The 18,812-nt window shown below is 63.1% G+C and carries 16 protein-coding genes; 8 read left to right on the top strand and 8 right to left on the bottom strand.

The genetic code is table 11. The features are described 5' to 3' along the window. Window positions 1-24 precede the first annotated feature (24 nt). Both KIP88_RS21425 and KIP88_RS21420 read left to right on the top strand, forming a co-directional pair. Window positions 25-2,736 carry a type I secretion system permease/ATPase gene (locus KIP88_RS21425; RefSeq protein WP_214489953.1) on the top strand — a complete coding sequence of 904 codons (2,712 nt, stop codon included), beginning with the start codon at window positions 25-27 and terminating at the stop codon, window positions 2,734-2,736. Beyond that, the gene (locus KIP88_RS21420; protein ID WP_214489952.1) at window positions 2,723-4,156 is read left to right on the top strand and encodes an HlyD family type I secretion periplasmic adaptor subunit; all 1,434 of its coding nucleotides are present in this window, start codon (window positions 2,723-2,725) and stop codon (window positions 4,154-4,156) included. Before KIP88_RS21425 ends, KIP88_RS21420 begins: the two co-directional genes overlap by 14 nt. A 123-nt stretch (window positions 4,157-4,279) precedes the next feature. Here KIP88_RS21420 and KIP88_RS21415 read toward each other — a convergent pair whose 3' ends face one another. From KIP88_RS21415 to KIP88_RS21380, 8 genes are all read right to left on the bottom strand, one after another. Further along, window positions 4,280-4,867, bottom strand: a complete 588-nt coding sequence (locus KIP88_RS21415) for a DsrE family protein (protein ID WP_214489951.1) — start codon at window positions 4,865-4,867, stop codon at window positions 4,280-4,282. Window positions 4,868-4,900: 33 nt separating this feature from the next. Next, window positions 4,901-5,536 carry a hypothetical protein gene (locus KIP88_RS21410; protein ID WP_214489950.1) on the bottom strand — a complete coding sequence of 212 codons (636 nt, stop codon included), beginning with the start codon at window positions 5,534-5,536 and terminating at the stop codon, window positions 4,901-4,903. Continuing rightward, window positions 5,533-6,570, bottom strand: a complete 1,038-nt coding sequence (locus KIP88_RS21405) for a TAXI family TRAP transporter solute-binding subunit (RefSeq protein ID WP_214489949.1) — start codon at window positions 6,568-6,570, stop codon at window positions 5,533-5,535. Before KIP88_RS21405 ends, KIP88_RS21410 begins: the two co-directional genes overlap by 4 nt. A 675-nt stretch (window positions 6,571-7,245) precedes the next feature. Further along, window positions 7,246-7,974 carry an SDR family NAD(P)-dependent oxidoreductase gene (locus tag KIP88_RS21400; RefSeq protein ID WP_214489948.1) on the bottom strand — a complete coding sequence of 243 codons (729 nt, stop codon included), beginning with the start codon at window positions 7,972-7,974 and terminating at the stop codon, window positions 7,246-7,248. After that, window positions 7,967-9,349 (bottom strand): class I adenylate-forming enzyme family protein, encoded by a 1,383-nt coding sequence (locus KIP88_RS21395; protein WP_214489947.1) that lies wholly within the window; start codon window positions 9,347-9,349, stop codon window positions 7,967-7,969. Before KIP88_RS21395 ends, KIP88_RS21400 begins: the two co-directional genes overlap by 8 nt. After that, complete coding sequence (locus tag KIP88_RS21390) at window positions 9,336-9,581, bottom strand: acyl carrier protein (RefSeq protein WP_214489946.1); 246 nt, start codon at window positions 9,579-9,581, stop codon at window positions 9,336-9,338. The genes KIP88_RS21395 and KIP88_RS21390 overlap by 14 nt, the downstream gene beginning before the upstream one ends. A 41-nt stretch (window positions 9,582-9,622) precedes the next feature. After that, the gene (locus tag KIP88_RS21385) at window positions 9,623-11,440 is read right to left on the bottom strand and encodes a long-chain-acyl-CoA synthetase (RefSeq protein ID WP_214490054.1); all 1,818 of its coding nucleotides are present in this window, start codon (window positions 11,438-11,440) and stop codon (window positions 9,623-9,625) included. 152 nt (window positions 11,441-11,592) lie between these two features. Next, a complete protein-coding gene (locus KIP88_RS21380) occupies window positions 11,593-11,862 on the bottom strand; it encodes a phosphopantetheine-binding protein (RefSeq protein ID WP_214489945.1) in 270 nt (89 codons plus the stop codon). A gap of 271 nt (window positions 11,863-12,133) precedes the next feature. Between KIP88_RS21380 and KIP88_RS21375 the strand changes: the two genes are divergently transcribed. The 6 genes from KIP88_RS21375 to KIP88_RS21350 all read left to right on the top strand — a co-directional run bounded on the left by KIP88_RS21375 (window position 12,134) and on the right by KIP88_RS21350 (window position 18,779). Further along, on the top strand, window positions 12,134-13,360 hold the full coding sequence (locus tag KIP88_RS21375) for an acyl-CoA dehydrogenase family protein (protein ID WP_214489944.1): 1,227 nt from the start codon (window positions 12,134-12,136) through the stop codon (window positions 13,358-13,360). 29 nt (window positions 13,361-13,389) lie between these two features. Beyond that, window positions 13,390-14,334, top strand: coding sequence for an amino acid--[acyl-carrier-protein] ligase (locus KIP88_RS21370; RefSeq protein WP_214489943.1), 945 nt, complete (start codon window positions 13,390-13,392; stop codon window positions 14,332-14,334). A gap of 84 nt (window positions 14,335-14,418) precedes the next feature. Continuing rightward, complete coding sequence (locus KIP88_RS21365) at window positions 14,419-15,693, top strand: O-acetylhomoserine aminocarboxypropyltransferase/cysteine synthase family protein (RefSeq protein ID WP_214489942.1); 1,275 nt, start codon at window positions 14,419-14,421, stop codon at window positions 15,691-15,693. A gap of 27 nt (window positions 15,694-15,720) precedes the next feature. Then, a complete protein-coding gene (locus KIP88_RS21360; protein WP_214489941.1) occupies window positions 15,721-16,815 on the top strand; it encodes a homoserine O-succinyltransferase in 1,095 nt (364 codons plus the stop codon). Between the two features lie 189 nt (window positions 16,816-17,004). Further along, window positions 17,005-17,865: an acyl-CoA acyltransferase gene (locus KIP88_RS21355; RefSeq protein WP_214489940.1), complete on the top strand. Its 861-nt coding sequence runs from the start codon at window positions 17,005-17,007 to the stop codon at window positions 17,863-17,865. A 26-nt stretch (window positions 17,866-17,891) separates the two neighbouring features. Continuing rightward, window positions 17,892-18,779, top strand: a complete 888-nt coding sequence (locus tag KIP88_RS21350; protein WP_214489939.1) for a branched-chain amino acid aminotransferase — start codon at window positions 17,892-17,894, stop codon at window positions 18,777-18,779. The last annotated feature ends 33 nt before the right edge of the window (window positions 18,780-18,812 follow it).

Here is an 18,812-nt window from a genome sequence, read left to right as displayed (position 1 = left end):
CCGCGAAGGGTTGAGTTAAACATTATGGCGATCCAGAATGGGAATACCCACGCCGCAGACCACGGGCTTCGAGCCTTGGCTCTGTTTCTGCGCCTTCATGGCGTCCACGCCGAGCCGGACCAGCTCCGCGAAAGCTGTGGAAGCAGCACAATAGGTGTCCGCGCCCTGCTTCGTTGCGCGCGGCGGTTCGGAGTCGAGGTCCGTTCGCGAACAACGCATTGGACGCGACTTGCGAGTCTCCAGCTGCCTGGAATCGCATCGCTGCGCGACGGCGGATTTCTGCTTCTCGGCAAGGTCGACGACAACGGGGCACTGGTGCTGCATCCGACCGCGTCGCGCCCGGAGCTGATGACGCGCACGGAATTCGAGGAGATCTGGGACGGCCGTTTGATCCTCACTGGATCGCAAAACGTCGCCAATCGGGTGCTTCGTGCCGTTGCCGACGTGACTGTCCGCGGACGTGAGCTGGTTGGACGTGCCGGCGAAGCCTTGACGCACGCCCGCGATACCATGATGCGTGCCCGCGATACATTGAAGGGTGCGCGCTTCGGCGAGCGAAACGATACGGCGGTGCCGCCGGCCAGATCCGACTCCGAGATTGTGAGCACCGAACCGGAGAGCGAGGACGAATCCGGGCTCGTGGCGGTCGCGATTCTGTTGCGTTGCCATGGCATTGCGGCCGACCCGGCCCAGATCCGACATCGCATGGGCGCGGCGCGGCTCGGTGTCACCGAGATCCTGCGCGTTGCCAAGGAATTCGGGCTCAAGGCTCGGGCACAGAAGACGAGTTGGAACAGACTTGCAGTTACTCCGCTGCCGGGCATCGCTCTGCTGCGCGACGGCGGCTTCCTGATCCTCGGCCAGGTCGTCGACGACAAGCTTCTTGTTCAGCGCCCATTGTCTCCCCAACCCGACACAATGACGCAGACCGAGCTCGAGGCGATCTGGGACGGCGACATCATCCTGATGACGCGGCGCGCATCCCTGACCGATCTGTCCCGCCGTTTCGATATCGGCTGGTTTGTCGGCGCGGTCCACAAGTATCGCCGTCTTCTCGGCGAAGTGCTGGTCGCATCGTTCTTCCTGCAGATATTCGCACTCATTTCACCGCTGTTTTTCCAGGTGGTCATCGACAAGGTGCTTGTGCATCGAAGCATGAGCACGCTCGACGTCCTGATCATAGGTCTTGTGGCGCTGACGGTGTTTGAGGCCGTTCTCGAGACGCTCCGGGTCTATCTCTTCGCGCACACCACGAACCGTATCGACGTCGAGCTCGGCGCCCGGCTGTTTCGTCACCTGATGGCATTGCCGATCGCATATTTCCAGGCCCGGCGGGTCGGCGATTCGGTCGCGCGCGTCCGCGAGCTGGAGAATATCCGTCAGTTCCTGACTAGCTCGGCGCTTACGCTCGTCATCGATCTATTGTTCACCGTGGTCTTCATTGTGGTGATGTTCTACTACTCGACGACGTTGACGCTGATCGTTCTGGCCTCATTCCCGTTCTACATCGGCATTTCGGCGGGCGCTGCGCCGTTGTTTCGCCGGCGCCTCGATGAGAAATTCAACCGAGGATCCGAGAACCAGGCCTTTCTGGTCGAAAGCGTCACCGGTGTCGAGACGCTGAAGGCCATGGCGGTCGAGCCGCAGATGCAGCGCCGATGGGAGGAGCAACTCGCCGGCTATGTGGCCGCGAGCTTCCGCGTGCTTAGCCTGAATAATACGGCAAGCCAGGCGGTTCAGATGATCAACAAGCTGGTCACCGCGGCAACGCTTTACTTCGGCGCCCGACTTGTGATCGGCGGCGATCTCACCGTCGGCGAGCTCGTTGCGTTCAACATGCTGGCCGGGCGTGTGAGCATGCCGGTGCTGCGTCTCGCCCAGATGTGGCAGGATTTCCACCAGGCCCGTCTGTCGATCGATCGCCTCGGTGACATCCTCAACACGATGCCGGAGCCGAGCTTTAGTCCGGGCCGTGCCGCACTCCCGCCGATCCGCGGGCAGGTCACGTTCGAGCATGCGACGTTCCGCTATCGCATCGACGGTCCCGAGGTGCTCCACGACGTATCATTCAACGTCCAACCCGGCCAGGTCATCGGCATCGTTGGCTCGTCCGGCTCGGGCAAGAGCACCATCACCAAGCTGGTCCAGCGCCTCTACGTACCGGGGAGCGGACGGGTGCTGATCGACGGCGTCGATCTCGCGATGGTCGACCTGACCTGGCTGCGGCGCCAGATCGGCGTCGTCCTGCAAGAGAACGTGCTGTTCAACCGTTCGATCCGCGAGAACATCGCGCTGGCCGATCCGGCCATGCCGATGGAGCGCGTCATCGAGGCGGCATCGCTCGCCGGCGCTCACGACTTCATCCTGGAACTGCCCGAGGGTTACGACACCGTCGTCGGCGAACGCGGCAGCACCCTGTCCGGCGGGCAACGCCAGCGTGTCGCGATCGCGCGCGCGCTCATTACCGATCCGCGCATCCTCATCCTCGACGAGGCAACCAGCGCGCTCGATTACGAAAGCGAGCGTGCCATCCAGCAGAACATGAAGCGAATTGCCGCCGGCCGGACCGTGTTCGTCATCGCTCATCGGCTCTCGACGGTGCGCAATGCGAACCGGATCATTACGCTCGAGCATGGCCGCATCGTCGAGGACGGCAGCCATGATGAGCTGATCCGCACGAACGGGCGTTACGCAAACCTCCATTATCTGCAGGCCGGTATCCATGACGTCCGCTAGCCGAAATATCGTCCCGTTTCCGAAAACCCCGGCTCCGGCTCGCCGCCGCGAGCAGGAAATCGCGTTCCTCCCAGCGGCGCTCGAGATCACCGAGACGCCGCCGTCGCCGATCGGGCGGGCGATCGGCGCGAGCATCATCGCGGTCTTCTGCTTCGCGCTACTGTGGGCGACATTCGGCAGCGTCGATATCGTCGCGAGCGCGACCGGAAAGATCGTGCCTGGTGGGCGCACCAAGCTGATTCAGCCGTTCGAGACGGGCGTCGTCCGCGCCATCCACGTCCGCGACGGGCAGACCGTAAAAGCCGGCGACGTTCTCATCGAACTCGATCCGACGATGACGGAGGCCGACAACGAACGTCAGAAGAGCGATCTCATCGCGGTCGAACTCGACGTCGCCCGGCTGCGCGCCGCGCTCGCAGAGGATCCGCTGGCCGCCTTCCGTCCGCCGCAGAGCGCGAGCGCCGCGGAGGTCGAAATGCATCGCCAGTTTCTGATCAGCCAGCGCGCCGAACAGAACGCCAAGCTCGCCGAGATCGAGCGTCAGCAGGGCCAGAAAGAAGCGGAGCGGGCCACCACTTCGGCAAGCGTCGCGAAGCTGCAGGCCACGATACCGGTGCTGCAGGAGCGCGTGGACATCCGTAAGACTCTGGTCGACAAGGCACTGGCTTCGAAGGTCGTCTATCTCTCCGAGTACCAGGAACTGGTCGGCCTTCAGCAGGACCTCCTCCTGCAGCAGAGCCGGTTGCGCGAAGCCGATGCAGCCACGGCGTTACTGAAGGAAACCAGGGAAAGGACCGCCGCGGAGTATCGGCGTTCCACCTATGACGCACTCGCAAAAGCCGAGCAGAAAACTGCGAGCGCTGCGCAAGAGGTGATCAAGGCCGAACGGCGCACGAAACTCCAGCGTTTGACCGCGCCCGTCGATGGCGTCGTGCAGCAGCTCGCCGTTCATACCGTGGGAGGCGTGGTGACGCCTGCTCAGGCGCTCGCCGTGCTTGTACCGAGCGAGAGCCAGCTCGAGATCGAGGCCATGCTTTCCAACCGCGACATCGGATTCGTGCATCCGGGACAAAAAGCGGAGATCAAGATCGATACATTCAACTTCACGCGCTATGGGCTGCTTCATGGCGAAGTGCTCAGCGTCTCGTCCGATGCTATCACCCGCGACAGGCAACAGGGCATTTCGAATGATCGGGCTATGGGCGCGGCGACGAACAGCAGCGAGCCCAAAGGTCAGGAACTGGAGTATGCCGCTCGCATCTCGCTCGACCGCGCGGCCATGCAGGTAGACGAGAAACTCGTCAAGCTTGGGCCCGGAATGGCCGTGACGGTCGAGATCAAGACAGGCTCGCGAACAATAATCAGCTACCTGCTCTCGCCGCTGGCAAGGTACAAGCAGGAGTCTATGCGGGAGCGGTAGACGAAGCAGAGCCCCATAGATGAGCCTTGCGCGTAGCCGGAGATCGGCCACGTCCGGTTAGCCGGCGTGGCCGTCTCCATCTCCACTACCATGCGTCGGCCGAGTTATGAGCCGATGCCTCGCTCATGGCTTTACGTAGGACCACGCCTTCTCCTGCAACTCCATCACATGCACTACGCCTGATTTCACCACCTCTGCCTGAGGAACAATCGCGATGTCCTTGTTCTCGGCCTTGCGCATTCTTTCCTGAGTGTTGCCGCAGGCCTTGAACGACACCTCCGGCGTACTCAGCGTCATCTCCTCGATGCGAGCCTTTACCGGCGACGTGTCGTCGCGCAGCATGTGCAGGCCGGGTCCAAATGTGACCACCTCAATTTTTACCTTCTCGCCAGCCTCCTTATAGTACTGTGCAACATTCGTTGCGTTGTTGAGCGCAAGGTTCATCGCGGCAGCGTCGTTCGTGTTCACCTGCAGGATTAAACGATGCGCTATGGAGTCGGGTTCAGCCCGGGCCATCGCAGCAAGGGGGGCGCGCTTCTGCATGGACGTGGTGGCGGGTTTTGCCGCAGCGCCGGGCTGGAGCGTGGCCGTACCCACCTTTGGTGGCACCCGGTTTCGTCCGCTCTCCTGCGCCGCCGCGAATGATGCGGCGAACAATGCCGTGAAGACTCCTACCGTGGCTACCTTCGCAAAGTGCTGAAACATGTTCATTGGGCCTCTCCTGTACAGACTAATCCAACACCATCACCTGTTCGGTTTCTCGGCCGGGTGTGTCCATTTGCACGCAGCAATCAGCTTCGCGCGCACCGCTTCCCACCCGCCGAGCGAAAACGTTCCATCCAGCGCGGTTCCTGTGCGGGGTGCCAGGTGGACGCTGAGGCTCCCAGTGTCCGGAAGAGACTGCAGCAAGCGAGTAACGTCGCCCCCGAACGCGACCCCTGCCCCGAACGCCGGCGGCGCTGCTGCGATCTGCACCTGCTGACCATCGTTAACACGATAGGAAATCGCATAATCGTTGCCGCGGCCCGAAATGCCGGGTCCTGCGACTACCAATTCGGTCCGACCCTTGCGGCAGCGAATTGAAAGCTTCATTGCGGATTCGGCCGCCTCACCATCGTTCGACACGGTCGTGGCGGTGGCAACGGGTGAATAGTCGACTGGCGAGGTCGTTTGGCTGATAATCCAGTTGTCTCCCTTGGAGGCCGCCTGATGTGCCGTCGCGATTGCCCGCGACACCTTGTCCAGGCACTCCAGCCGCTCGGTCCGCTCCATCGGGATGCAGTCGCGAATCTGCGCCGTTGGATTTTCTGCTCCTTGCGTCCAGGCAATCCCGCTTGTGAGCGCGATTCCAGCTACAATCGGGATGGCTGCGGCTCTCATTGCGATGCATGCGTTGCGCGCGGTTGGCGTTCGAGCCACGCTTGCGCCGCAGGGAAGCGCGTGAGGCCAGGAACCGTCGCCGCGAGGTTGATCAATTTCCATTTCGGGTCGAAGCCGGGTTCCTGCAGCTTGCCGATCCGCGAGAACAGATGATCGACGAAACGTGCGATGCGCTGGTAGCGATTCGATTTGGCTGGGAAGTTGAAAGCGACGAGAGCGGTCGGAACGGCAATCGTCGTTACTCGTTCGCCCGGCTTGATCAGATTGGGATAGTCCGCGGCATCGAGTGTGGCGGGCAGATAATAGTCCTCGAACTTGCTGTCATAGGGCATTGGCAAGAACTTGAACCCCGGCTCCCAACGGCCGCGCACGAAAGCATCTACCGGCTTCGACGTAATGAAGACGACCCCCGCTATCTCGCCCTTACGCATCTGCTCGAGCGCAACCTGATGCGGGATGAACGTCTTTTCCACCTCGAGGCCGAGCCGACTGAAGATCAGCGGGCCCGAATAGGCTGCGGCGGTACCCTGGGTATTGAAGTTCACTTTCTTGCCGGCGAGATCGTTCAGGCTCTGAATCTCGGGACGAACGAAGATATGAAGTTCGGACGGGAATAGATTCAGGACGTAGGCAAGCCGTTGCTGAATATCCGGCACCTGGCTCTTATATTCCTCCAGCGCATCGGAATTGATGATCGCGGCGTCGATGCCGCGCAAATAGAGCAGTGAATTCACGTTTTCCGTGGCACCGCGTGTCACGATCGGCAGAACGTGCAGATTGTGTCCATCGTCTACGACGCGGGCGATCTCTGCCGCCAGACGGATTGGCGCCCCCTCGAGAAGGCCTCCTGCAACACCGACTGTCCAGGCATTCATCGCCACTTGCGGCTTCTGCGTCTCGCGAGGCAATGGACGAACGCCTTGCATCCGGGCATTTTGCGTCTGCGCGTCCGCATCGAACGGCTGAATGATCACGGGCAAAGAGGTCAATGCCAGGAGTAGAAGTCGCGGACCTAAACCAAAAGACCAATTCATCAGCCAATTCCTTTCCAAGCTTTGAAGGCGCTGCCGATCCCCGGTGCCGGAAGCCCTGTGCTACGGATGTAGCGCCTCCATGCAAACCTTCATTGCGCGTTGCTCATCCGCCGCGTCTCGCGCCTGATCCGCGGAAGCCAGCGGTTGGGGCTCCCACGTCATCCCGACGACAGCGGCAGCGCTCCACGCGGGCGCCGCTCGTCGTTCCGCTTGCAGATGCATCATTGTAGTCTGGGCAAATAGCGTCCTGTCCGAATCGACGCGCGACGTGCCCGAGATCTCGTAGGCGACAGCTACGTCACCCTTGCCTGAGAATGACCGGTTCTTCATTGGTCGACCCATCTGCCATCAACCGCCGCACGGTGAGATGGCCTTCACAAATGCGTCATCACGCACCTTATGCACTTCGCTTGCCCGCTGCTGGCAAACTCTTAAGGGGTACATCCAAGAAAGCCGCTGCCAGCATCAGGCAACGGATGACCAACCAGATCGAGAGCTTGATTTCAGTAACCACCGTAGGTGGGCGGGGACGCGCACAGCACGAATGCTATCGATTCAACCTGTCGTTTTTTAACACCCGTACTTTGCTGCGCGGGAGGCTGCACGAGTGTCGGCTTCATTCAACGGAGCACGAATGCGGTGCGCCGCGAGGGCGCAAGCCTGCCGTCGCGGCGGTCAGGCGGTGTTGCCGGCGTCCACCGTCAGAACGGTGCCGGTGATGTTGCGGCCGCCTTCTCCGAGGAGATACTCGACCATGGACGCGACGTCGTCGGCCTCGGGCAAGCGGCGCAACGCGCTGCGGCCGGCGATACGCCGGCGGCCGTCGTCGTCCAAGGACTTGGTCAATTCGGTGTCGACGAAGCCGGGCGCGATCGCATTCACGGTGATGTCGAGCTTGCCGACTTCGCGGGCCAGCGAACGGGTGAAGCCGCTGGCCGCAGCCTTGGACGCGGCGTAGACGGACAAGCCGTTGTAGCCGGTCGAGGCGATGATGGAGGAGATGTTGACGATGCGCCCGGCGCCGTCAGCCATCATATGGCGCACCACGTATTTGGTCAGAACGATCGGCGACAGCACGTTCAGACGGATCAACGCCTCGATCTCGGAATTGCGCATATTGGCCAGCAGCCCTTCGGTGCCGATCCCGGCATTATTGACGAGGCCATAGATCGCGCCGAAGGCGTCGCGCAGTTCTTTCACGAAGGCGGGAATCTTGTCTGTCTGGCCGAGATCGAACGCCCTGAAGTGCAGGCGGTCTGCTCCCGCCTCGCGGATGGCGCGTGCCAGATCCTCGCTCTCGCGGCGCGCGACCGCCACCACATTGTAGTCGCCGGATGAGGCGAGCCTGCGCGCAATCGCAAGTCCGATGCCGCGGCTGCCGCCGGTGACGAGGACGTTACGCATCGGCGCGCGCCAGTTTTCCCGCTGCGGTGACGTCGAGCCGTTCGACGAAGCGGATCACTGCAGGCACCTTATATGCCGCCAGCGAGTCCTTGCACCGGCCGAGAATTTCCGTGCGGATCGTTTCCTGGCGACCCGCATCAGCGCCGTCGGCGAGGACGATGTCGGCGACGACGATGGCGCCGGTGATCGGGCTCTTGCGCGACCGCGCGCGCGACATCCGCACCGACTCGTGCCCGTTGATCACGGCCTCGATCTCCTCGGGATGGACCTTCAGTCCGCCGATGTTGATGATGCCGCCGCGCCGGCCGACGAAGTGGTAACGCTCGCCGCGCAGCTCGACCATGTCGCCGGTGTCGACGAAGCCCTCGGCATCGGCGAGCGGTGGCGCGTCGGCGCCGATATAGGCGTGCGCCGTGCGATGGGAGCGGATCCGGAGCGAGCCGTCGATGACCTTCATTTCGACGCCGTCGCGGTTCCGCCCGATGAGATCGGCGGGGAAACCCTCGCGCCCGTCATCGACCGCGAAACCGACGCCGGCCTCGGTGGAGGCATAGGCATGGCCGACCGACGCATGCGGAAACGCACGAGCCAGGCCGTCGAGCACCGCCTGATCGGCGATTTCGCCGGACAGACGGACATAGCGCGGCGAGAAGTTCGCGGCAGCACCGCTCATCAGGAGCTTGCGCCAGTGCGACGGCGTCCCAGAGATGTGGGTGACGCCGCCTGCGCGCAGCCGTGCCACGTGATCCGCGATGGCCTCTCCGGGCTCCGACAGCACCATCGATCCGCCGCCGATCACGGCGCGCAAGAAGATCTGCAAGCCGCCGTAGCGGCGGATGTCGTAGAACGTCGCCCAGGTCGCATTCCGGTGGCGCGCAGGCCCGTCGGCGATAATTGCGCCGGCCAGCCCATCGAGCGTATGTCCGACGATCTTCGGCAACCCGGATGTGCCCGAGGTCAGCATCAGCCACTCTGTCGCGCGTTCGGTCCTCCATCCCACAGCCGGACGTTCGGGCAGGCCGACGCCGACGACCAAGTACCTGCCAGCATCGCATCGGTGCGGCTGATCGGTGACGATGGCATCGATCTCGGCATCCGCTAGTAACGTCTGGATGCGATCCGGATCGAGGTCGGGCGGGCACAGGAGCATGCGGCGGGCGACCCCGTCGAGCTCCATCATTGCGAGCGCGGACTGCAGCTGCCCCGACGCCGCAAGCAGCACCGATCGGCCGGACAGCTCGCAGGATCTGCCGGTCAGGCAGCTATTCCTGAGAATGTCGGTCAGCGATACGCTGTGCCGGCCATCGCAAATCGTGCGGCCCTTAAGCTCCGGGCCGAGATATTCGCGCAGTGCGAAGGTCTCAGGCGGGGACATTTTCGTAGGCTCTGACAAACTCGCCTACAGTCGATGGGAAGGCGGCATCCTCCGCGATGGTGAACGGATCGATCCCGAGATCGTCCTCCAGACGCGCGACCAGGATAGCGAACGCCAGCGAATCGAACCCGGTGTCGTGGAGCGATAGATCGTCCTGGAGCGGCGGAAGCGTGACTTTCTGTTCTTCGGCAATCTGCTGCATCGCCGAGAAAATCCTCGACCTTACTGACATGAAACACCTCACCTTTCAAAAAGACGGCTCTCGAGCCGATGCTAGAACCTGATTCCGCCCTCTACGATGCGCGCGTAGACGGCGCGGTCGATCGGACAATAATCGCCGGTCGCCGGATCACGAAGGAACAGTGTGTCGCTCACGACCGAGGGATCAAATCCCTCGCGGATCAGCCGCTGCTTGTTCTGCTTGAAGGTCTCGGTGGCGTCGAGCGCGCGGCAGAACCTGACGAAGATCGGAACCGCATAGACCGGGAGCCGGCGCGCCAGGTGTTCGGCGAAGATCCTGAAGTCGAACCCTTGGTCCGCTACCAAAGCCACCATGCCGGCGCGGCCGTCGCCGCCGGGAACGGCGACCCCGTAGGTCGAGGCATCGAGAACGCCGGGGCAGTCCCTTATCGCGTCGTTCACCTCGCCGGTCGCGACGTTCTCGCCCTTCCAGCGGAACGTGTCGCCGACCCGGTCGACGAAATGGAAGTAGCCCTGCTCGTCGCGCAGCATCAGATCGCCCGTGCGGAACCAGGCATCGCCTTCGGCAAGGACGTCGCGCAGGACCTTCTTCTCGGTCTCGGCCGGATCGGTGTAACCCTCGAAGGGGCTGCCACTTTGATCGGCGGCGCCGATGCGCCCGATCGCCTCACCGACCTCACCATGGGCGCAGACGATGCAGAGCCCGTCCTCGCCGCGGACCGGGCTGCCGCTGTCGGCATCGACCTTCACGATCGAGGCGGGAAAGCGATGCGCCAGCAGCGGCGGGATCCGGCCGATCGCGCCCGGCTTTCCTTCCACGTTGAACAGCGAAAAATTGCCTTCCGTCGCTGCGTAGAATTCGAGGATATGAGGAATCGCGAACCGCCCGGCGAACGCCTCCCAGATGTCGCCGCGCAGTCCGTTGCCGACGGCCAGCCGCAGCCCGTGTCCTGATTTTGGCCCGGACGCCGGCGCGTTCAGCAGGTAGCGGCAGAGCTCGCCGATATACTGGAAGACGGTGCAGTCGAAACGCACGATGTCGTCCCAGAAGTTCGTCGCGGAGAATTTCTCCGCGATCACGACCGAACCGCCCGCGCGCAGCATGCTGCAGGGCGCGACGACGCCGCCCACGGAATGATGGAGCGGCAGGCAATCGTAGAGACGGTCGTCCGCGGAAGCATCCGTGAGCCCGGCAAACCATCCACCCCAGCTGAGAATGCGGCGATGACTGACGTTCGCGGCCTTCGGCAGCCCGGTGGTGCCCGAGGTGTAGATGAGGAGCGCGCATTCATTGATCGAGACGTGGCCACGCTCGGCGGAGGGCAGCGGGCGGGCGTCCGCGGCCGCGAGCGCCGCATCCAGATCTGCGCCTGCCCCGCCGGCACCGAGACTCCAGATGGGCGGCACGCGATCCAGATGCGGGCGTGCGGTCTCGAACGCATCCACGCACTCGGCGGCAAGAATGACATGATCGGCGCGTGCGAGGTCGATGCAGTGGGCGAGCGACCGTCCGACCAGCCTGGTGTTGATCAACGCCACCGTGCCGCCGACCCTGCTGATGCCGAGCCAGCAAGCGAGGTAGTCCGGCCGGTTGGGCATCAGAAGGCAGACGGTGCAGCCGGTACGGATGCCGAGGCTCAGTGCCCAGCGCGCATATCGGTTGATCCGGGCGGCAAGCTCCCCGTAGGTGAAGGATTGGCCATCCGAGAGCAATGCGGGGCGCCCGGGCTGCCGCTTTGCCCAGTCTTCCACGACGTCAGCGAACAGTCGATGCGGCTCGGCCTCAATCTGCGAGGTCAGTTCGATGGCCTTCAGCCAGGTTTTGGCGACGGAGGGCCTGCGCCACGGCACGTCACTTCGAGTCGCCCGCTGGATCACCCCTGCTTCCATGACCTGACCATGCAGATGAGTTTGATCGATGTCAGCGCGGATCGCCTCCCGAAGAGATAAAGCTGCGATGGAACGGTAGAGGCGCGGACCGGACGCGACCTTGCGAGCATTGTCGATGCGGCGTCGCTCGGTACCGGAGCTGTTCAAGTGCTTCATCCCGCTCCGGGTCCGAGCTGGTTGAGGATCATCAGCTCCAGCGTCTTCACCGATTGGAAATTCTCGGGCGTAATCTCGGGTTGAGGAAGGGTGAGATCGAACTCGGCTTCGACCTTGAGCATCAGCGCGACCATATCCATCGAGTCCAGCCCGATGTCTACCAATCGCGACTCCGGATGGACGTCCGCGGCGATCGAGTTCTGCTTGAGGACGCTCTTGACGACGAAAAGAACACGGTCCTGAACGCTGGCGCTAACGTATTGCATTTCAACCCCACTCATCGCGTGACATGGCATGATTGTCATCGATGCAAAGATACCTGACTGCAACTTGGGTCAACAGTTCTACTTCGGAGGTACCTCGCCCGGAAGCGCATTGCTCATCGACATCCACCTTTGCGCCGCCGACACCGCAAGCGCCGTCGGTTAGATTGCCGCCCTCGAATGCGCGCGGAAATCATCTCAACGCGGTGCGGTCGCCCGACCATCCGACCATTAGGTGCGGGTCGTCCGACCATCAAATGGGAGGCTTAGGGCCATGAACGTGCAGGAAGTCCAGTTCCGCAACTTGGCCCAGGAAAGCAGCCGAGTACAATTCGGTTCCGATCGCCCCTCATTCCGGCAGCGGGCAGCCGCCGTCGCAGAGGCGGCGGCGACAGAGGTCGAAGCGGTGGACCGCGAGGCTCGATTCCCGCGGAAAGCCATCGACGCGGCGCGCAAGCAGAGACTTCTGGGTACCCAGATCCCAGTCGAATTCGGCGGAGACGGCGCATCGATATCCGAGGTGACCGACATGTGTTACGCGCTCGGCCGCGCCTGCGCATCGGCCGGGATGATCTTCGCGATGCATCAAACCAAGGTCGCGTGTCTGGTCCGCCACGGCGCGGGCAGCGACTGGCACGAAGGGTTGATGCGCCGCGTAGCGGCCGAACAGCTGCTGCTGGCGTCGTCGACCACGGAAGGCCAGAACGGCGGGAACATACGCTTCAGTTCAGCGGCAGTGGAGCACGCCGGCACCGAGATCTCGCTAATGCGCGACGCGACGGTGATTTCCTACGGCGCCGAGGCAGACGGCATCGTCACTATCGCCCGCCGCGCCGACGAGGCCGCCGGATCCGATCAGGTGATGCTGGCCATCACCCGGGACGACTATACGCTGGAGCCCACTCTCGCATGGGAGACGCTCGGCATGCGTGGAACCTGCAGCGCCGGCTTCAAGCTGAACTTCAAGGGCACCGCGGAACAGATATTCCCCGTGCCTTACGACAGGATCCATGCGCAGACGATGACGCCGGTCGCCCATCTGTGCTGGTCGTCGGTTTGGGCGGGAATTGCGGCCGCCGCAGTTGACCGCGCGCAGCTATTCATCCGCAAGGCCGCTCGCGGATCCGGCGGCAACATGCCTCCCGCCGCGTCACATTTCACTTCCGCCAAGATGACGCTGAACAAACTGCGCGCCATCATCGCCGCGAATCTCGAGTCCTATGCGGCCCGCGAACAGGACGGGCGCGCACTGTCGTCCATCGACTTTCAGTCCTCGATCAACCTTCTCAAGGTGGAGGCTTCCGAGCTCGCCGTCGCAGCCGTGCTGCACGCGATGCGCGCCTGCGGCCTGTCCGGCTACCGCAACGACACCGACGTCAGCATTGGCCGCCACCTCCGCGACGTGCTTTCAGCTCCAATCATGATCAACAACGACCGCATCCTCACCAGCATGGGTAGCGCCACGCTGATGAGCGCCGTCCCGGTGTCGCTGCGCGATTAATTTTTTTTCTCAAAGGAATGGGGCTCGATATGAACGTGGCCATGTTTGCCGCCGCACCGGTGGAAACCGCTGATCCGCTAGACCATCTCGCCGATGCGCTGTTCCACCGAATGGGCTCTCCGGGGGTCTATGCCCGCACCGCGCTCTACGAAGACATCGTGGAGCGGCTTGCGGCGCTGATCACGCGGTATCGCGAACCGGACGCCGAGGTGATGCGCTTCCCTCCCGTCATGAACCGCGGGCAGCTCGAGCGGTCGGGCTATCTGAAGAGCTTCCCGAACCTGCTAGGCTGCGTCTGCGGCCTGCACGGCACGGAAAGCGAGATCGACGTAGCGGTCGGCCGCTTCGATGCCGGGGGAGACTGGACCGCGGCGCTGTCGCCGGCCGACCTGGTGCTGTCGCCGGCCGCCTGCTATCCCGTCTATCCGATCGCGGCGAGCCGCGGTCCGGTACCGGCGGAGGGCTGGCTCTTCGACGTGGCCGCCGATTGCTTCCGTCGCGAGCCCTCGCGCCATCTCGACCGGTTGCAGTCCTTCAGGATGCGCGAATACGTCTGCATCGGCAGCCCCGACCACGTCTCCGAATTCCGGGAGCGCTGGATGACGCTTGCGCAGGAGATCGCCAGCGATCTCGGGCTGACCTTCAGGGTCGACTACGCCAGCGATCCGTTCTTCGGCCGGGTCGGACGGATGAAGGCGGTGAGCCAGCAACAGCAGGCGCTGAAGTTCGAGCTGCTGGTGCCTCTGCGCTCCGATGAGCAACCGACCGCCTGCATGAGCTTCAATTACCACCGCGATCATTTCGGCGTCACCTGGAACATCGCGGATGCCACCGGGGAGCCGGCCCATACCGCCTGCGTGGCCTTCGGAATGGACCGTCTCGCCGTCGCCATGTTCCACACGCACGGCACCAACGTCGCCAAATGGCCGACCGCTGTGCGGGACCTGCTCGGCTTCCCGCGGAACGATCGCTAGACGATTTTCGGCATTCGAGGAAATGCAATGCTCCAACGAAATCCCGAGGTAGCCCGCGCCCGCAGAGCCGAAGGGCCAACCTCCATGAAAAGAGAGACCATCGCCGTCCACGGTGGCTTCGACAACGATCCGGCCACCAAGGCCGTCGCCGTGCCGATCTACCAGACGGCCTCCTACGCCTTCGACAGCGCCGACCATGGCGCCGCGCTCTTCAACCTCGAGGTAGACGGCTTCCGCTACACCCGGATCGGCAATCCGACCAACGCGGTGCTGGAGAAGCGCGTTGCCGCCATGGAAGGAGGCATCGAAGCGCTCAGCGTGGCATGCGGCCAGGCCGCGGTGAACTATGCGGTGACCAACATCGCGGAGATGGGCACCAACATCGTCTCGGTCCCGCAACTCTACGGCACCACGCATACGCTGTTCGCGCATATCCTGCCGCGGCAGGGCATCACGGTCCGGTTTTCGGAAGACGACAGTCCGGCGAGCATTGAAAGATTGATCGACGACGAGACGCGGGCGGTGTTCTGCGAGAGCGTCGGAAATCCGGCCGGAAACGTCTGCGACATCGAAGCGATGGCCGAGGTCGCCCACAGGCACGGCGTGCCGCTGATCGTCGACAACACGGTGGCTACCCCGATCCTGCTCAGACCGATCGAATACGGCGCTGATGTCGTGGTGGAGTCGCTGACGAAGTTCATGGGTGGGCACGGCACCACACTCGGCGGAATCATCGTCGACGGCGGCAAATTCCCGTGGGCGGAGCAAGGCCAGCGCTTTGCGATGATGAATGAGCCGGAGAAATCGTACCATGGGCTGGTCTTCACCGAACGCTACGGGCCCGCCGCCTATATCGCGCGCTGCCGCGCTGTCTCCTTGAGGAACACCGGCTCCATCCTGGCGCCGATGAACGCCTTCCTGTTGCTCCAGGGCATCGAGAGCGTCGCGCTGCGGATCGAGCGCCACGTCGAGAATGCCGAAAAGGTCGCATGGTTTCTGCGCAACGACCGCCGCGTCGGATGGGTGAACTACGCGGGCTTCCACGACAGCCCCTATCATGCGCTGACGCAGAAATATTTGGGCGGCCGGGCATGTTCGTTGCTGACCTTCGGCGTAGCTGGAGGGTTCGAGGCCGGCAAGCGGTTCTACGATGCGCTCAAACTGTTCAAGCGGCTGGTCAATATTGGCGACGCGAAATCGCTCGCCTGCCATCCCGCATCGACCACGCACCGGCAAATGTCGCCGGAAGAGCAGAAAAAGGCCGGCGTACGGCCCGAGATGATCAGGCTGAGCGTAGGAATCGAGCACGCCGACGACATCATCGCCGACCTCGATCAGGCGCTCCATGCCGCGGATTGAAATCCACACAGCCATGAAGGCATTCCGATGCCTGTCCTAGTCGACACAGACTCTTACGACCACCACCTCCTCTCGAGAGCACCGAGCGGAAGCGCCACCGCAAAGGCGTCACTGGGAAACCGGGCGGAGTGCCTCGACATCGGGCTGATCAACAACATGCCGGATGCCGCCTTGATGTCCACCGAGCGCCAGCTGTTCGACCTGCTCGGCGCGGCGGCCGGAAAGCTCGTTGTCAGGCTGCACTTATACACGATGGCGACGACGCCCCGTTCAGAATGGGGGCGCGATTACGTGAGTCGATACTATCGCAGCACCGACGATCTGGTGATCGGCAGCCTGGACGGAATAATCGTGACCGGCGCCGAACCGAGAGCTGCCCGCCTGCCGGAAGAGCCCTATTGGACCAGCCTCGTCCAGGTCATGGACTGGGCCAAGGAGAATACGATCTCGTCGGTGTATTCCTGTCTCGCTGTCCATGCGGCCGTCCTGCATATGGACGGCGTGGAGCGCCACAAGCTGCCTGCCAAATGCATCGGTGTCTTCGCTCAAACGAAGGCGACAGATCATCCCTTGATGCACGATATTCCAGCGACCTTCAGAATACCGCATGCCCGGTGGAACGAGGTGCAGGAGGAAGCTATCGCGAGTTGCGGATATTCCGTTCTCACAAAGTCGGCGGAGGCCGGGGTCGACTGCTTCGTCAAGCAGCAGAAGAAGAGCCTCTTCGTCCATTTCCAGGGCCATCCGGAATACGATACCCCGTGCCTGTTGGGCGAATACAGACGGGACATGGGTCGGTTCCTTCGGGGAGAGAACGAAGTCTGTCCGACGATACCGCGAGGTTATTTTGGCACGAAGGCGGAAGAGATACTGACCACCTTCCGGCAAAAAGCCCTTTCGGACAGATGTCCGGAGTTCTTCGCCGACTTCCCGGCCGATCGCCTGGCGAGGAATCTGAGAAACGTCTGGCATCGGCCGGCCAGGCGCATTTACCGCAACTGGCTGCTGTACATGGCGTCGCAGCGAGCCACACTTTCAAGGCCGCTGGCCCTTAACGGCAGCAGTCGAACGCGGTCGGACTCGGGCCGCGGCAGAGACCGTGTATTCGGGCACCATGGCTAACGGCAGGAGGCGCAAGAAGGAGGCCCGCTCCGTAACCGGAATTCCGGCTCGTCGCCATAGACGCAAGCTGGGCACCGCGCGATCCGGAGATTCCAGCGCCGGACGACGGCCGCGATCCGCTCGCCGGGCTCTCGCTCGCCGACCTGCTGACGAAGAAGCGGGATCGGATCGTATGACGGAGTTCGGACCATGATCCGGTGTCGCGAGATAGGAAGAGCTGATCTTGCCGCCGTCGCCGACCTCTTGACGCGCGGCTTTGAGATCCGCTCGCGCGACTACTGGATGGAAGGGCTCCGGCGCGCGTCCATGCGCGAGGTGCCCGAAGGTTTCCCGCGCTTTGGCTACATGCTCGACTATGAGGGGACGCCCGTTGGTGTTCTGCTGCTGATCTACGCCGGGCGGGACGACGGCGGCGGGACCTGCATCCGCTGCAATGTTTCCAGCTGGTATGTAGAACCCGCCTTCCGCAACTACGCGCCGATGCTGACCAAGGTCGCGCAGCGCCACGAGCACGTCACTTACCTCAACATCAGCCCGGCGCAGTGGACCTGGCCGACCATCGAAGCCCAGGGATTCCGCTCGTATTGCGGTGGCTCGTTCTTTTCCTTTCCCGCGCTGTCGCGTTCCGCGAAGGGCATGCGCGTCGAAGTCGTGCTGCCGAACGCGCAGGCGATCGACGGCTTGTCCAAAGCCGACGTCATGCTGCTGGCACGGCACGCGGCCTACGGCTGCCTCAGCCTGGTGTGCCGTGCGGCTGACGGCCGCGTCTTTCCCTTCGTCCTGCAGCCGATGCGTACCCGCCGGATCGCGCGGCTGGCTATGCAGCTGATCTATTGCCACGATGTGGCCGACTATGTCGCCTGCGCCGGCGCGATCGGCCGCTTCCTGCTCCGGCGCGGCCGGATCTCGGTCGCTCTCGATGCCAATGGCCGCATGAAAGACCTGGTCGGCTTCTATCGCGAGCCGCGCGGCCGCAGATACTTCAAGGGTCCGCAGTGCCCCCGGCTTGCCGATCTGTCGGATACCGAGCTGGTGATCTATGGACCGTAACTCAGTCGCCTATACGGAGGACCGTCATGATTCCGAACAGCAAGCCCGTCAGCCATTCCCGGACATGGACGTTCTTCCAAGGAGAGTGGCACGAGGGCAATGTCCCGATCATGGGACCACGCACCCACGGGCTCTGGCTCGGCTCGACCGTGTTCGATGGTGCACGCGCTTTCGAAGGCGTTACGCCTGACCTGGACCTCCATTGCGCCCGCGTCAATCAATCCGCGGTCAAGTTCGGACTCAAGGCCATCGTCGATCTCGACACGTGGCTAGGTCTGGCGCACGAAGGCATCGCCCGCTTCCCGGCCAATGCCGAGCTCTACATCCGGCCGATGTATTGGCCGCAGAATGGCGTCGGCGGCGGCGTGCTCTACGATCCGGAAACGACCGACTGGTGCCTTTGCATCTACGAAGCGCCGATCCCGAAGCCTGTCGGCAGCGCGATCACGCTGTCTCCATTCCGCAGACCGACCGCCGAATGCGCGCCGGTCGATGTCAAGGCCGCCTGTCTCTACCCGAACTGTTCGCGTGCGCTGATCGAGGCCGCCTCACGCGGCTTCCAGAACTGCCTGATGCTGGACATGCTCGGCAACGTGGCGGAGTTCGGCAATGCCAACGTGTTCATGGCGAAAGATGGTGCCGTCTACACGCCAGCGCCGAACGGCACCTTCCTGAACGGCATCACCCGGCGGCGGGTGATCGAACTCCTGCGCGGCGAAGGCGTCACCGTGATAGAGGCCACGCTGCGCTATGCCGATTTTCTCGCAGCGGACGAGATCTTTTCGACCGGCAATTTCGCCAAGGTCGCACCGGTGATCCGGATCGACGACCGGCAGCTCGCGCCCGGCCCCTTCTATGCGCGTGCGCGTAAGCTGTATTGGGATTTCGCGCACGCGGTAAAGCTTGCGGCGTGAGACGGGTCGGTGCGTTATCCAACCGATCAGGCT

This window comes from Bradyrhizobium sp. SRL28 (genome assembly GCF_018596315.1).
In the GTDB taxonomy this organism is placed as follows: Bacteria; Pseudomonadota; Alphaproteobacteria; order Rhizobiales; family Xanthobacteraceae; genus Bradyrhizobium.
The sequence above is the reverse complement of the archived record's forward strand: the minus strand, read 5'-3'. Positions and strand labels throughout refer to the sequence as shown.

Excerpts from the sequence above, each read along its gene's own strand:
- KIP88_RS21425 (WP_214489953.1), top strand. The coding sequence starts at position 25 with ATGGCGATCCAGAATGGGAATACCCACGCCGCAGACCACGGGCTTCGA.
- KIP88_RS21420 (WP_214489952.1), top strand. The coding sequence starts at position 2,723 with ATGACGTCCGCTAGCCGAAATATCGTCCCGTTTCCGAAAACCCCGGCT.
- KIP88_RS21415 (WP_214489951.1), bottom strand. The coding sequence starts at position 4,867 with ATGAACATGTTTCAGCACTTTGCGAAGGTAGCCACGGTAGGAGTCTTC.
- KIP88_RS21410 (WP_214489950.1), bottom strand. The coding sequence starts at position 5,536 with ATGAGAGCCGCAGCCATCCCGATTGTAGCTGGAATCGCGCTCACAAGC.
- KIP88_RS21405 (WP_214489949.1), bottom strand. The coding sequence starts at position 6,570 with ATGAATTGGTCTTTTGGTTTAGGTCCGCGACTTCTACTCCTGGCATTG.
- KIP88_RS21400 (WP_214489948.1), bottom strand. The coding sequence starts at position 7,974 with ATGCGTAACGTCCTCGTCACCGGCGGCAGCCGCGGCATCGGACTTGCG.
- KIP88_RS21395 (WP_214489947.1), bottom strand. The coding sequence starts at position 9,349 with ATGTCCCCGCCTGAGACCTTCGCACTGCGCGAATATCTCGGCCCGGAG.
- KIP88_RS21390 (WP_214489946.1), bottom strand. The coding sequence starts at position 9,581 with ATGTCAGTAAGGTCGAGGATTTTCTCGGCGATGCAGCAGATTGCCGAA.
- KIP88_RS21385 (WP_214490054.1), bottom strand. The coding sequence starts at position 11,440 with ATGGAAGCAGGGGTGATCCAGCGGGCGACTCGAAGTGACGTGCCGTGG.
- KIP88_RS21380 (WP_214489945.1), bottom strand. The coding sequence starts at position 11,862 with ATGCAATACGTTAGCGCCAGCGTTCAGGACCGTGTTCTTTTCGTCGTC.
- KIP88_RS21375 (WP_214489944.1), top strand. The coding sequence starts at position 12,134 with ATGAACGTGCAGGAAGTCCAGTTCCGCAACTTGGCCCAGGAAAGCAGC.
- KIP88_RS21370 (WP_214489943.1), top strand. The coding sequence starts at position 13,390 with ATGAACGTGGCCATGTTTGCCGCCGCACCGGTGGAAACCGCTGATCCG.
- KIP88_RS21365 (WP_214489942.1), top strand. The coding sequence starts at position 14,419 with ATGAAAAGAGAGACCATCGCCGTCCACGGTGGCTTCGACAACGATCCG.
- KIP88_RS21360 (WP_214489941.1), top strand. The coding sequence starts at position 15,721 with ATGCCTGTCCTAGTCGACACAGACTCTTACGACCACCACCTCCTCTCG.
- KIP88_RS21355 (WP_214489940.1), top strand. The coding sequence starts at position 17,005 with ATGATCCGGTGTCGCGAGATAGGAAGAGCTGATCTTGCCGCCGTCGCC.
- KIP88_RS21350 (WP_214489939.1), top strand. The coding sequence starts at position 17,892 with ATGATTCCGAACAGCAAGCCCGTCAGCCATTCCCGGACATGGACGTTC.